Source organism: Thermosynechococcus sp. FA-CM-4201, from assembly GCF_054689355.1.
Genome location: NZ_CP079920.1, coordinates 187,899 through 201,265, shown reverse-complemented (window position 1 = coordinate 201,265; position 13,367 = coordinate 187,899). Strand labels below are relative to the sequence as shown.

The following is a 13,367-nucleotide window of genomic DNA, read 5'->3' as shown; positions in this document are numbered from 1 at the left end:
ACGATAACAAGTGCCCTTCAGTCTTGTGGAAGGCCTAGACCAAACCGTTACGAAGTGCAACAACCGCCGCCTGCACACGGTCATCCACTGCCAACTTGTTCAAAATGCCGCGCACATGGGTCTTGATCGTGTTTGGGCTGAGAAACAGCTTACTGGCAATTTCAGGGTTACTATAACCTTCGACCATCAGCTTCAGGACATCCAGTTCCCGCTGCGAAAGGTGATAGTCCATTGTCGGTTGGGGCGGATGTAGGTGCTGGATCACATGGCGGGCAATCTGGGGATCAAGGTAGGTCGCTCCCTCTTGGGCAGCAGCGATCGCCATCAGTAATCGCTCAACGGTTTCCCCCTTGATACAGTAGGCATCGGCACCACTAGAAAGGGCAGCAACGGCCTCAAGAGCCGATTGGTGGGAGGTGAGCATCACCACATGAATGTCTGGAAATTCTCGCTTCAGCCGTTGGGTGGCGGCAATCCCGTCTAGCCTTGGTAGGCCAATGTCCATAATGACCACTTGCGGCTGCAACTGCCGTGTCATATCAATGGCGCCATAGCCATCTTCGGCATAACCCACCACAGCAAACTGCTCTCCTAGGGCTTGTCCTAGCCCCAGTTGCATCATTGGATCATCTTCAACAATCAGGAGCCGCAGCTTGGGTGCCATGGTGGGCGGGGAAGTGCATTAACCGAGACCCGGAACGTTCAAGCCACCCGTTAACTCTTCCATCCGTTCCCGCATGGTGGCGGTGGATTTTTGGTAGGCATCGCGCATGGCGGCGGTCACCAAATCAGAGAGCACTTCAGCCCCTTCACTCAGGAGATCTGGGCTGATTTCGACGCGGCGGGGTTCTTGGGTACCACTCATAATCACTTTGACGGCACCGCCCGCTGCTTGACCCTCGATGTCCATTTTTTCAAGGTCTTCTTGCAGCTTCTTGGCGCCTTCTTGAACTTGCTGCGCTTTTTGGATGGCTGCGGCCAGCTCCTTCATTTTGCCAAGACCGAAGCCAAAACCCTGTCCCTGTGCCATAGTGTTCCTTCTATACAGTGCGGACTATTGACTGCTATCTTATCACTGTCTTGATTAGCGAGCTGCACGGGCAAGGGCATTGTAGAGACCGTTGAGGACAGGGGGTGAGGGCAAGGGCGGTGAATTCTCAAAAATTTGCGTGGGGGTCAGGTTAGACCGGCCATAAAAGCGGGTACTGGCACTACGGTCAAAACTAATATTGGCGCCCTCAAGGGCAACACCAGCAAAGAGACCCGCACTGCGTGTGTAGGAAAAGACTTGGGGACTCGGGTCTGTAGGACTGACGACTTCACCACCCACAGGGCCTGCGGCAACAGAGACATTACCCCCTAAGCGAAACGACTGCGCCAAGCTGCGCATGACGACGGATTTATCCATGAAGGCCAGCACCACATCCGTGGATTGGGCACCAATTTGCAGGCCAAAGCTCCCACCGGTCATTGTGATAAAGGCGGGCTTACTCCATTCGTTATTTTCATTGCGCACAAGGAGAATGCCAGCACCCCGCCGGCCACCAAAGATAAAGCCAGCTTGAACCACGCTGGGAATGATGGCAATGCCTTGGGCACGCTGAACAATTGTTGGGGGAATGCGATTGTTGTTGTTAAATGTAAACTCGCCAAGGACAAATGTGGCGTTCTCCACCCGTTGCACCATGCGCGAATCAGGGGCATTTTGGGCAAGGGTGGTATGGGGGATGACAACCAAGGCGATCGCCCCCCCCATGACAGCCCCCACTCGGTATAAACGTCCCATTACAAAACGCAATTCCATCGCGATCTCCCTCATTGGTGCATCAATGTATCGTTAGACGGGTGAACCTTTCTGGCTTGTTCCATCATCAATCATCCCCATTTAATGGCGGCAAAGCTAAAGAAAATCCGTTTTTTTAATTTTCTGTAACTGGTAGCCCTCGTCCCTTGCTAAAAGGGATATGGCAGAATGTAGAGGGTTTTGCCTACACTAGCGATTCATACCTATTTGGTTTTCTAGGCAGGCAGCTCTCATGGAAAGTTAGGTGGCACGCATGGAACCCCTGTATCAATACGCTTGGCTGATTCCCGTTTTACCCCTCTTGGGAGCGCTAATTGTTGGCTTTGGCTTGATTGCCTTTTCAGAGACCACGTCGAAACTGCGGCGACCCAGTGCCATTTTCATCATGGCGTTGATGGCGATCGCCATGGTGCATTCCCTGAGCCTCTTCTGGAGTCAAGTCCAAGGCCACGCCCCCTATACGCAAATGATTGAATGGGCAGCGGCGGGCAATCTCCACATTGCCATGGGATACGTGATTGACCCCTTAGCGGCATTGATGTTGGTCATCGTCACAACGGTGGCCTTTTTAGTCATGCTCTACAGCGATGGCTACATGGCTCATGACCCGGGCTATGTTCGCTTTTTTGCCTATCTCAGCCTGTTTGGCTCCTCGATGCTGGGGTTGGTCGTCAGTCCCAACTTGGTGCAGGTCTATATCTTTTGGGAATTGGTGGGGATGTGCTCCTACCTGCTGATTGGCTTCTGGTATGACCGCAAAAGCGCGGCGGAAGCAGCACAGAAGGCGTTTGTTACCAACCGTGTCGGTGATTTTGGCCTTTTGTTGGGCATGGTGGGGCTATTTTGGGCGACGGGTACCTTTGACTTTGGCGGCATGGGCGATCGCCTGACGGAACTGGTCAATACCGGGCTACTTTCCCCTGGTCTTGCCGCCATTCTTGCCATTTTGGTCTTTCTCGGTCCTGTGGCCAAATCTGCCCAGTTTCCCCTGCATGTGTGGCTGCCGGATGCGATGGAAGGTCCGACCCCCATTTCTGCTCTGATTCACGCGGCAACCATGGTGGCAGCCGGGGTTTTTCTGATTGCGCGGATGTTCCCTGTGTTTGAGCAATTGCCCCAAGTCATGACGATCATTGCTTGGACGGGGGCTTTTACGGCATTTATGGGGGCAACCATTGCCATCACCCAAAACGACATCAAAAAGAGCTTGGCCTATTCAACCATTTCCCAACTGGGCTACATGGTCATGGGGATGGGCGTGGGTGCCTACAGTGCCGGCCTTTTTCACCTGATGACCCATGCCTACTTCAAAGCAATGCTCTTCCTGGGATCGGGGTCAGTGATTCACGGCATGGAAGGGGTGGTTGGCCATAACCCAGACTTGGCTCAAGATATGCGCTACATGGGGGGGCTGCGCAAGTATATGCCCATTACGGGGGCAACCTTTCTAGTGGGGTGCTTGGCCATTTCTGGCGTGCCTCCCTTTGCTGGCTTTTGGTCAAAGGATGAAATTTTAGGGGCGGTTTTTCATGCCAACCCGGCAATGTGGCTGCTGACGTGGCTCACGGCTGGCTTAACCGCTTTTTATATGTTCCGCATGTACTTCATGACCTTTGAGGGCAAGTTCCGTAATGTGCCCCCCGAGTTACAGGAGCACCATGATCACGATGCCCACCATGCTGCTGAACCCCATGAATCTCCTTGGACAATGACGTTGCCCTTGGTGGTGCTAGCGATTCCCTCGACGTTGATTGGCTTTGTCGGCACCCCCTTCAACAATCTCTTTGAAGCCTTTATCCATGCTCCCGGTGAGGAGATGGTGGCGGAGCACGCGGTGGATTTGACGGAGTTCCTCATCCTTGGCGGTAGCTCTGTGGGCATTGGCCTGATTGGCATTACCTTGGCCTCCCTGATGTATCTCAAGGGCACTCCCAGTCCGCAGGCGATCGCCAAAGCCATTCAACCGCTGTACCAGTTCTCACTGCATAAGTGGTATTTCGATGAACTCTATGAAGCGGTCTTCATCAAAGGCTGTCGTCGCTTGGCGCGTCAGGTCTTGGAAGTGGACTACAACGTGGTGGATGGGGTGGTCAACCTCACGGGCTTTGTCACGATGGTCACCGGTGAAGGGCTGAAATACTTCCAAAATGGCCGTGCCCAATTCTACGCCCTAATTGTGCTGCTGGCGGTGTTGGGATTTGTCATCTTCTCGGTGCAAGCCTAACCCCGGTCATGGTTCTTTCCCAACTGCTGGAGGAGTAAACACGACTGCCATGAGTACGTTTCCTTGGCTGACAACGATTATCCTGTTCCCGATTGTGGCTTCCTTGGCGATCCCCTTCATTCCAGATCCCACAGGCAAAGGACGCCCAATCCGCTGGTATGCCCTGACGGTGGGGTTGATTGACTTTGCCTTGATTGTCTATGCTTTCACCAATTTCTATGACCTGAACACCCCCGGCATGCAACTGTGGGAAAGCTATGACTGGATTCCCGAAATTGGCCTGCGCTGGTCAGTGGGGGCAGATGGCCTCTCGATGCCGCTGATTTTACTCACGGGATTTATTACCACGCTGGCGATTTTGGCGGCTTGGCCAGTGACCCTGAAGCCACGACTCTTTTATTTCCTAATGCTGGCGATGTATGGTGGCCAGATTGCTGTTTTTGCCGTGCAGGATATGCTGGTCTTTTTCCTAGCGTGGGAACTGGAGCTGATTCCGGTGTACCTGCTTTTGGCAATTTGGGGCGGCCACAAACGTCAATACGCGGCAACAAAGTTCATTCTCTACACGGCGGGTAGCTCCCTCTTTATTTTGGTGGCGGGCTTGGCCATGGCCTTCTATGGCGACACGATTAGCTTTGATATGCAAACCTTGGCGGCCAAGGACTATGCCATTGGTTTTCAACTGCTGGTTTATGCCGGCTTTTTGGTGGCCTATGGCGTCAAGCTGCCGATTGTCCCCCTGCACACGTGGCTGCCCGATGCCCACGGTGAAGCAACAGCCCCAGTACACATGCTGCTGGCGGGGATTCTCCTGAAGATGGGCGGCTATGCCCTGATTCGCATGAATGTCGATATGCTGCCGGCAGCCCATGCCAAGTTTGCCCCCGTTTTGGTGATTTTGGGGGTGGTCAACATTATCTATGCAGCGCTGACCTCCTATGCACAGCGCAATCTCAAGCGCAAAATTGCCTACTCCTCGATTTCCCACATGGGCTTTGTGTTGATTGGGATTGCTTCGTTTACCAATTTGGGCATGAGTGGGGCGGTGCTGCAAATGGTTTCCCACGGCTTGATTGGGGCGAGTCTCTTCTTCTTGGTGGGAGCTACCTATGACCGTACCCACACGCTGATTCTTGAGGAAATGGGCGGTGTCGGCCAGAAAATGAAGAAGATCTTTGCCATGTTTACGGCCTGCTCCTTGGCCTCCCTTGCTTTACCGGGGATGAGTGGCTTTGTGGCTGAACTGATGGTCTTTATTGGCTTTGCCACTAGCGATGCCTATTCTTTGCCCTTCCGGGTGATTGTGGTCTTTTTGGCGGCAGTGGGGGTGATCTTGACGCCGATTTACCTGCTCTCAATGCTGCGGGAAATTTTCTATGGCCCTGAAAACAAAGAACTGGTCGAGCATGAAGCCCTTGTGGATGCCGAACCCCGTGAGGTGTTTATCATTGCCTGCCTGTTGGTGCCGATTATTGGCATTGGCCTCTATCCCAAGCTATTGACGCAAATTTACGATGCCACCACAGGTCAAGTGATTGCCCGCGTGCGGGAAGTGGTTCCCACCCTAGCTCAGCAGGTGGATCAACCCCTAGGGACGCTAGTGGCACCGAGCCTGAACTCTACCTCTAAATGAGTTGGCGGCGAGATTGGGTACTGGGGGAGTGGAGTTGGCTGCGCTTGGGGCGATCGATACTCCTGATTTACCTGATCATTGCGGTCTATCTCTACTTTGGCGCTGATGCCCTCATCTTCCATCCCCCCCGTCCTACCTATTCCCTTTCTGAGGAGATCAGGCTGATTCCCGTGGGGCAGGGCGATCGCCTTGCGGTGCGGTATGTTGCCAACCCAGACGCTCACTTTACACTGCTGTTTAGTCACGGCAACGGTGAAGACCTCGGCATGGTGGAACCCTTTCTCCAGACGCTGCGGCAGTGGGGGTTTTCCGTCCTCGCCTACGACTATCGTGGCTACGGCTTGAGTTCAGGTCGTCCTAGTGAGCGTCATGCCTACGCAGATGCTTTGGCGGCCTATACCTATCTGATAGAGGAACTGCGAGTGCCTCCAGAGCGGGTAATTCTCTATGGCCGTTCCCTTGGCGGTGGGGTGGCGACGGAACTGGCAACACAGGTTGCGATTGCGGGGTTGGTCTTAGAAAGTACCTTTACTTCCATCTTTCGGGTGGTGGTGCCTTTCCCGTTGTTTCCCTTTGACCGCTTTATCAACCGAGATAAACTGCCGCAAGTCAAGGTGCCGCTGTTGATTCTCCACGGTACTGCCGACAGCATCGTGCCCTTTCGTCATGGCCAACACCTTTTTGCCATTGCCCGTGAGCCAAAATTTTCCCTCTGGGTCGAGGGTGCAGATCACAATGATGTTGTTGAGGTGGCGGGCGATCGCCTGCGGACAGCCTTAGAGGAATTTGCCACTTTTTTGAAGGCGCAGTCTAGCTAGGGTGTTTATTAAGGGAAAGCTGATGTTCCCAGTAAAGGACAGTTGTTGAGGTACGCTGAGATCGTAGCGCGAGAGTATTTTCTTATGGATGCTTTGGCTCTTTGGCAGCATTACCAAGACTGGTTGTACTACCACCCTGAGTTGGAGTTCTATGTGGATGTCAGTCGTATGGGGTTGACCCCAGCGGTCGTGCAGCGCCTAGAGCCAGCCTTTGAGCGCGCTTTTCAGCAAATGAAGGAATTGGAAGCAGGGGCGATCGCCAACCCCGATGAAGGCCGCATGGTGGGGCACTACTGGCTGCGGGATGCCAATTTGGCACCCACTCCGGAATTACGTGCCGAAATTCGCGATGCCATTGCCCAAGTCAAGCAGTTTAGCCAGCAGGTGCACAGTGGCGCCATTGCCCCACCCCAAGGGGGTCGTTTTACGGACATTCTCTCCATTGGCATTGGGGGGTCTGCCCTTGGCCCGCAGTTTGTAGCGGCTGCCCTTGCCCCTGTGAATCCGCCTCTGAACATTCATTTTTTGGATAATACTGACCCTGCGGGCTTTGAGCGCGTCTTTGCGGAACTGGGCGATCGCCTGCGGACGACATTGGTGATTGTCATTTCCAAATCGGGGGGGACACCGGAAACCCGCAATGGCATGCTAGAAGCCCAAGCTCGCTTCCAACGCGCCGGTCTGGCCTTTGCCGATCACACCGTAGCCGTCACCATGCCCGGCAGTGGCCTTGCCCAAGTGGCGGAGTCAAACGGTTGGCTGGCCATTTTCCCAATGTTTGACTGGGTGGGGGGACGCACCTCGGAACTGTCAACGGTGGGTCTATTGCCCGCTGCCCTGCAAGGGATTGACATTGATGCCCTCCTCGCGGGAGCAAAATTGATGGATCAGGCAACCCGCGTGCCGAAGATCCGCCAAAATCCCGCCGCCCTACTCGCCTTGGCTTGGCACCATGCAGGCAATGGTCGGGGTGAAAAAGATATGGTTGTCCTGCCCTACAAAGATAGTCTGCTGCTGTTTAGCCGCTACTTGCAGCAGTTGGTGATGGAGTCCCTTGGCAAGGAAAAAGACCTCGACGGCAACATTGTCCACCAAGGGATTGCGGTCTATGGCAACAAGGGAACCACGGATCAGCACGCCTATGTGCAGCAGTTGCGGGATGGTCTACCCAACTTCTTTGTCACGTTTATTGAGGTGCTGCGGGATGGCCAAGAACCCGGCATTGATGTCGAACCAGGGATTACCTCTGGGGATTACCTCAGTGGCCTGCTCCTCGGCACGCGCCAAGCCCTCTATGAAAAGGATCGCCCCTCCCTGACGGTGACGATTCCAGAGGTGACACCCAAAACGGTGGGTGCCCTGATTGCCCTTTACGAGCGCGCAGTGGGTCTCTATGGCTTCTTGGTGAATATCAATGCCTACCATCAGCCGGGGGTGGAAGCTGGCAAGAAAGCAGCAGCGGCGAATTTGGCGTTGCAACGGCAGATTGTTAAAGTCTTAGAGCAAAGTGACGAACCCCTTGACTTGGGGGCGATCGCCAAGGCGGTGAATGCGCCGGATCAACTGGAGCGGATTTACCTGATTCTGCGGCACCTTGTGGCCAACGATCGCGGCATCGAGCAACTGGGGGATCCCGCGCAGCCGAGTCAATTGCAGTTTCGGTGGCAACGCTAATGCAGCGGCGACAATTTTGTCAGGGGTTGTTTGCCTTGGGGGCGATCGCCCTGAGTGGTTGTCAAGCAAGTGTCAATGGCGGGCTAACCGTTCATCTGCTGCGCAAATCCTTACCGCCTCAACTGATTCAGCGATTTCGGCAACAGGCGGGTGTGGGCATTCATCTGCGCCTTCAGGAAACCCCCCAAGCCTTAGCCCATACCCTTGCAGCAGGCAACCTAGGATCAGCCGTCCTCAGTTTGGGGGATGCTTGGTTACCAGAGGCGGTGGCAAAAGGGCAGATCACTCCCATTCCTAAACAACTGATTCAAAATGGATTTGATTGGGCTAAGCCGTGGCAGCCGTTTCTAAAGTTCATCACTAAAGAGGATGCCCTCTGGGGTCTTCCCTATCGCTGGGGAGCCACCGCCCTCATTTATCGCCGCGATTTCTTTGCTGACTTGGGTTGGGAACCCCAAGATTGGGATGCTCTATGGCACCCCGCAGTGCAGGGGCACTATAGCCTCTTGAATACTCCCCGCGAAGTGATTGGCCTAACCCTGAAAGCCTTGGGACTGTCCTACAATGCCCCACCCACCCACCCGCAGTTACGGGAGCGACTGTCTCGGCTGCGCCACGGTTGCCGTTTCTTTAGTTCCGATGCCTACCTGCAACCGCTGATGCTAGGGAGTACGCAATTGGCAGTGGGTTGGTCAACGGATCTGCTGCCGCTGCTGAAGCGGGATCCGCAGACCTATGGAGCAGTCTTCCCCGCCAGTGGTACGGCGCTTTGGCTAGATTTATGGGTCTGTGGCCAAGCCCCCGATCGCCCCACCTTGGATTGGTTAAACTACTGGTGGCAGCCAGAGGTGGCTGAGCAACTCAGTCAATTTAGTGATGCGCTCTCGCCCCGCGTCAGTGATTTAACGGGCACCCTCTTGCAGCGCTATATTCCCCTCGCTGACCCCACTGCCTTTGCCAAGAGTGAGGTATTACTACCCCTCGATGCGGTGAGCCAAAAGACCTATGACACCCTTTGGCAAGAGATTTTTCTCACCAATTCCTAACGGTGTTTTGGTTCGGTTGAATCCTTGAGGAGTTGTGCCACATAGGCGAGGGCTTGGGGGCGATCGCTAATTTCTCCGCGCGCTTGGGCTGCTTCCACAGCTCGCAGCAATTCACCCACACGCGGTCCCGGCGAGACCTGAAACGCTTCCACCAGATCCGCACCCCGTACCAATTGGGGGGGATGGGCAAGGGCATCCTTGGGGTCTAACCATCCTTTGACCAAGGGCACGAGATGCTCTTTGGGGATGCCACGACTGAGGGCAAGGGCAACAAAGGCTGGAAAATAGCTACCCGCCGCGCGGAATAGATAGAAGGCTTGCTCACGGTTCAGAGGCTGTTCGAGGGGGACGAGCCAGTGGTTGAGCAATCGGCACAGGACTTGGACAATGCGAATTTCATCGGTGGTGTAGGTGAGGGCAGTCAGTTCCTCGGCCGCTTGGCGATCGCTGGCATGCACGAGGCAGGTGAGCTTTGCCAAAGCTGCTAGGGTTCGTCGTTGCGGTTCGCCGGGGGCAGTTGTTGCGGCAATGGATGTCGTTAGCGCCGGCCAAAGGGCTGGGAAGGGGAAATTCGCTAGGGTGGATTCAAGGGCATGGTAGTGGGTAATCCGCTCCTCGGTGACCGACGGCAGCCACACCGCCAACACCCCATCACGAAAGGCGAGGGTCACTTGAGCCGCCCCCTCAACGACACTGAGGAGATAACTGAGTTCCACCCGTACCCGTTCTGCTGCCACTCGCCGCAGTTGGGGAGCAAGGGTTTGGATCACCTGCCGCGTTTCCGGTGTAATCGTAAATTGCAGTTGGGCGGCTTGGCGATAGGCGCGTAGGAGTCGCAGGGGATCAGCCGCGAGATTTTCTGGTGCGACATAGTGAATTTGGCGGCGTTGCAAATCCAAAAGGCCACCGAGGGGATCGACAATGTGGTGGTGGTGAATGTCGTAGGCAATCGCATTGAGGCGAAAATCGCGATCGCTCAAATCGGTTAAGAGCGTTTCACCATGCCGTTGGGCAATATCCACGGTGGTATTGGCAAAGACCAAGCGGGCAATCTGCCGCTGCCGATCTAAAACCACTAAACCAGCCTTGTACTTCTCCGCTAGTTTTTTCGTTAGGGCAATGGCATCCGCCGGCACAATAAAATCCAAGTCGGGGTACAGCGTTGTCCGACCGAGGAGAGCATCCCGCACCGCTCCGCCCACGAGGTAGGTATCGGCAGGTAAATCACTGACGGCGATCGGCCAGCGACTAAAATCAAAGGGCTGAACAACGACCATTAGAGCTGGGTTAGATCGATCGCCTGACCACCGATAGTGATCGTCAAATTGTCGCCCCGCACACAGACCGGTCCCGCCGCCGTTTGAATCGTCAAGCAGTTATTTTCAAATTTCAGCAGGCCGTTCCAGAGAGGTGCTGTGGGGGTGGGCACTGGGGCAGGGGTTGTGGGTGATCCAGACGGAACACTTTCTAGCCAAATCAGCGACGCATCCGCAGGATAGTGGCGATCGCCCGCAGCAGTTTTAATAATCACGCCGCCACTAGCCGAGGGGGAAAAGGCAATATCGCGAATCGGCTGCCAACTCTTGCCCACCAGCAGTTGTAGCTGGGCTGGCTCCTGCCCTGTGGCCGTGGACTTCAAGAGTAACCACCACGTTTTCCACAGTTGCCGTGCCGTTCCCAAACGGACTTCACTGCCGGGGGGAATGGGTACCTGCTCGTACTGCCATGCAGGCACAGGGTCACTGATGTATTGCGTTGGCAAGAAGGAATGGGCTTGGAGCACACTGGCCACCAAATCTGCAAAGGGGGCTTCCACAAAAAGGGTGACTTTTTCATCGGCCACACTCGACCCCTCAACCACCGCCACCACCGTTTCAGTGACCGTTCGCAATTGATAGCAGTGATTGCCAAGATCCACCACCTTCAAGTCAGCACTTTGATAGGTACTAGGCAACGGATGCTGTTGCAGGATCAACATTTGGATCACCTGCTCATTGGTCCACTCAATCACCGTGGTTTCGTTAGCGGTTGCCATTGGCTCAGCAATTGCCGGCGTAGTCGGTAACGGTACCTCGTCAATCTCCCCCTCATCAAAGACCACTTCCCCATTGGGGAGTGTGGCACCAGAGAGCTTGGCTTCCTCTAAGTCTTGGCGGCGGGCGATCGCCCCAGTCAGATCTGCCTCTGAGAGATCTGCCCCCACCACATTGGTTTCCTTGAGGTTACTGTCGTGGAGAACCGCCCCCTTGAGGATTGCCCCACTCAGCACTGCCCGCTGCAAATTGGCGCGCGATAGATAGGCACCCACCAAAATTGCCCCACTGAGCATCGCCTCTTGCAAATCCGCATCGGTGAGGTTGGCACCACTCAAATCCGCACCAATCAGATTAGCTCCCCGTAGATTGGCATTGGCAAGGTTCGCCTTAATCAAATCTGCCCCACTCCAATTGATACCCTGCAGATTGGCTCCCGCCAGATCAATATGGCTGAGTTGCACCAAGGGAAACACACTGCCCGCCAAATTAACCCCACGGAAATTCCGCACCCCACGGGCAAATTCACTTAACAACGTTTCAAGGGTAATGGCTTTGCTCATAGCCGCTCACAATCAGGGCACAACAGAGTCACTCAGGCACACTGCTTATAGCTATTCTAGGTCTTGATTGAAATCCACAGGAGCCAGTCACCGATGCCATGGTTTGTCAAAATTGAACGCGGCATTGTGGATAAAGCCACCTTTGATCAACACGTTGGTGCCCATCGCGCCTATGTGCGCTCCCTCATTGCCGCCGGGCATCAAGCCCGCACAGGATACTGGGCTGAGCGAGGGGGTGGCATGTTGTTGTTTCAGGCCGATTCCCGCAAGGCGGCTGAGGAAATTGTTGCCCGCGATCCCCTCGTCCAACACCAGTGTGTGCAGTACGAACTCCACGAGTGGTGTATTGTCGAAGCACCCGATTAGCCTTGGCGCAGTTTTTCTGCCCAGACACGGGTGGGTAGCCCCCACACATAAATAAAGCCCTCGGCTGCTTTGTGATCAAATTGATCCTCAGCGCCATAGGTGGCCAAGTCGGGTGTGTAGAGGGAGTAGGGAGATTGCCGCCCCACCACCCGTGCCGTTCCCTTAAAGAGTTTGACGCGCACGGTACCTGTCACCCGCTTCTGGGTCTGTTGAATAAAGGCATCCAGGGCTTCCTTGAGGGGGCTGTACCAGAGGCCGTTATAGACGAGGCGGCTGTAGGTCTCTTCAATTCCCCGTTTGTACTGGGTGACATCGGCGGTCAGGGTCAAACTTTCCAAATCGCGGTGGGCGTCAATGAGCACCAAGAGGGCAGGGGCTTCATAAATTTCGCGGGATTTAATGCCGACAAGGCGATTTTCAATCATGTCAATGCGACCAAAGCCGTGGCGACCCACCCGCTCATTGAGTTCACTCACCAGCGTTACGGGATCGAGGGAGCGACCATCGAGGCTGACGGGAATCCCGGCTTCAAAGCCAATATCCACATACTCTGGAGAGTTGGGGGTATTTTCAATGGCTTGGGTCATCAAATAGATTTCCTCAAGGGGTTCAATCCACGGATCCTCAAGGGGGCCTGCTTCAATACTGCGTCCCAAAAGATTGCGGTCAATGCTGTAGGGGGAAGATTTTTTGACGGGGGCGGGAATGCCAAAGCGTTCGCCGTAGGCAATGGTTTCTTCACGGCTCATGCCCCATTCGCGAGCGGGTGCCAAGACCTTGAGGTTGGGATTCAGAGCAGCGATCGCCACATCAAAGCGGACTTGATCATTGCCTTTTCCTGTACAGCCGTGGGCAACGGCATCGGCACCATACTCAGCAGCCGCATCCACCAAGAGCTTGGCAATCAGGGGGCGAGCAAGGGCCGTCGAGAGGGGATAGCGATTTTCGTAGAGGGCGTTGGCCTGAATAGCTGGAAAGGCATAGTTGCGGATGAACTCAGCTTTGGCATCGGCCACCAACGAGGCACTGGCACCAGAATCAAGGGCTTTTTGGCGAATCGGTTCCAGTTCATCCCCCTGTCCTAAATCAGCGGCGAGGGTAATCACTTCCTTCACGCCCCACTCGTGCTTGAGATAGGGAATACACACAGAGGTATCCACTCCCCCCGAATAGGCCAAAATCACTTTTTCTGCACGCCCCATGACT

The 13,367-nt window shown here is 54.9% G+C and carries 12 protein-coding genes; 6 read left to right on the top strand and 6 right to left on the bottom strand.

Annotated elements, in window-relative coordinates:
* Positions 1–34: 34 nt before the first annotated feature.
* From KV190_RS00925 to KV190_RS00915, 3 genes are read right to left on the bottom strand one after another with little or no spacing between them, the layout of a single operon-like run.
* A complete protein-coding gene (locus KV190_RS00925) occupies positions 35–664 on the bottom strand; it encodes a response regulator (protein ID WP_302677081.1) in 630 nt (209 codons plus the stop codon).
* A gap of 18 nt (positions 665–682) precedes the next feature.
* Positions 683–1,030 carry a YbaB/EbfC family nucleoid-associated protein gene (locus tag KV190_RS00920; RefSeq protein WP_206200739.1) on the bottom strand — a complete coding sequence of 116 codons (348 nt, stop codon included), beginning with the start codon at positions 1,028–1,030 and terminating at the stop codon, positions 683–685.
* 54 nt (positions 1,031–1,084) lie between these two features.
* Positions 1,085–1,804, bottom strand: a complete 720-nt coding sequence (locus KV190_RS00915) for a lipid-binding SYLF domain-containing protein (RefSeq protein ID WP_460194177.1) — start codon at positions 1,802–1,804, stop codon at positions 1,085–1,087.
* Positions 1,805–2,057: 253 nt separating this feature from the next.
* Between KV190_RS00915 and KV190_RS00910 the strand changes: the two genes are divergently transcribed.
* The 5 genes from KV190_RS00910 to KV190_RS00890 all read left to right on the top strand — a co-directional run bounded on the left by KV190_RS00910 (position 2,058) and on the right by KV190_RS00890 (position 9,199).
* The gene (locus KV190_RS00910) at positions 2,058–4,028 is read left to right on the top strand and encodes an NAD(P)H-quinone oxidoreductase subunit 5 (RefSeq protein WP_460194176.1); all 1,971 of its coding nucleotides are present in this window, start codon (positions 2,058–2,060) and stop codon (positions 4,026–4,028) included.
* 49 nt (positions 4,029–4,077) lie between these two features.
* Positions 4,078–5,661 (top strand): photosynthetic/respiratory NAD(P)H-quinone oxidoreductase subunit D1, encoded by a 1,584-nt coding sequence (gene ndhD1 / locus KV190_RS00905; protein ID WP_460194175.1) that lies wholly within the window; start codon positions 4,078–4,080, stop codon positions 5,659–5,661.
* Positions 5,658–6,479: an alpha/beta hydrolase gene (locus tag KV190_RS00900; protein WP_460194174.1), complete on the top strand. Its 822-nt coding sequence runs from the start codon at positions 5,658–5,660 to the stop codon at positions 6,477–6,479. Before ndhD1 ends, KV190_RS00900 begins: the two co-directional genes overlap by 4 nt.
* 84 nt (positions 6,480–6,563) lie before the next feature.
* A complete protein-coding gene (locus tag KV190_RS00895; RefSeq protein WP_460194172.1) occupies positions 6,564–8,153 on the top strand; it encodes a glucose-6-phosphate isomerase in 1,590 nt (529 codons plus the stop codon).
* Complete coding sequence (locus KV190_RS00890; RefSeq protein ID WP_460194170.1) at positions 8,153–9,199, top strand: extracellular solute-binding protein; 1,047 nt, start codon at positions 8,153–8,155, stop codon at positions 9,197–9,199. The genes KV190_RS00895 and KV190_RS00890 overlap by 1 nt, the downstream gene beginning before the upstream one ends.
* Here the strand turns inward: KV190_RS00890 and KV190_RS00885 are convergent.
* Positions 9,196–10,476 carry a tRNA nucleotidyltransferase/poly(A) polymerase family protein gene (locus tag KV190_RS00885; RefSeq protein WP_460194168.1) on the bottom strand — a complete coding sequence of 427 codons (1,281 nt, stop codon included), beginning with the start codon at positions 10,474–10,476 and terminating at the stop codon, positions 9,196–9,198. The genes KV190_RS00890 and KV190_RS00885 overlap by 4 nt on opposite strands.
* Positions 10,476–11,795 carry a pentapeptide repeat-containing protein gene (locus KV190_RS00880; protein WP_460194167.1) on the bottom strand — a complete coding sequence of 440 codons (1,320 nt, stop codon included), beginning with the start codon at positions 11,793–11,795 and terminating at the stop codon, positions 10,476–10,478. Before KV190_RS00880 ends, KV190_RS00885 begins: the two co-directional genes overlap by 1 nt.
* 93 nt (positions 11,796–11,888) lie before the next feature.
* Here KV190_RS00880 and KV190_RS00875 point away from each other — a divergent pair, with 93 nt between their 5' ends.
* Positions 11,889–12,161: a YciI family protein gene (locus tag KV190_RS00875; protein WP_460194166.1), complete on the top strand. Its 273-nt coding sequence runs from the start codon at positions 11,889–11,891 to the stop codon at positions 12,159–12,161.
* Here the strand turns inward: KV190_RS00875 and KV190_RS00870 are convergent.
* Positions 12,158–13,363 carry an argininosuccinate synthase gene (locus KV190_RS00870; RefSeq protein WP_460194165.1) on the bottom strand — a complete coding sequence of 402 codons (1,206 nt, stop codon included), beginning with the start codon at positions 13,361–13,363 and terminating at the stop codon, positions 12,158–12,160. The two genes, KV190_RS00875 and KV190_RS00870, sit on opposite strands and share 4 nt — an antisense overlap.
* Positions 13,364–13,367 lie beyond the last annotated feature (4 nt).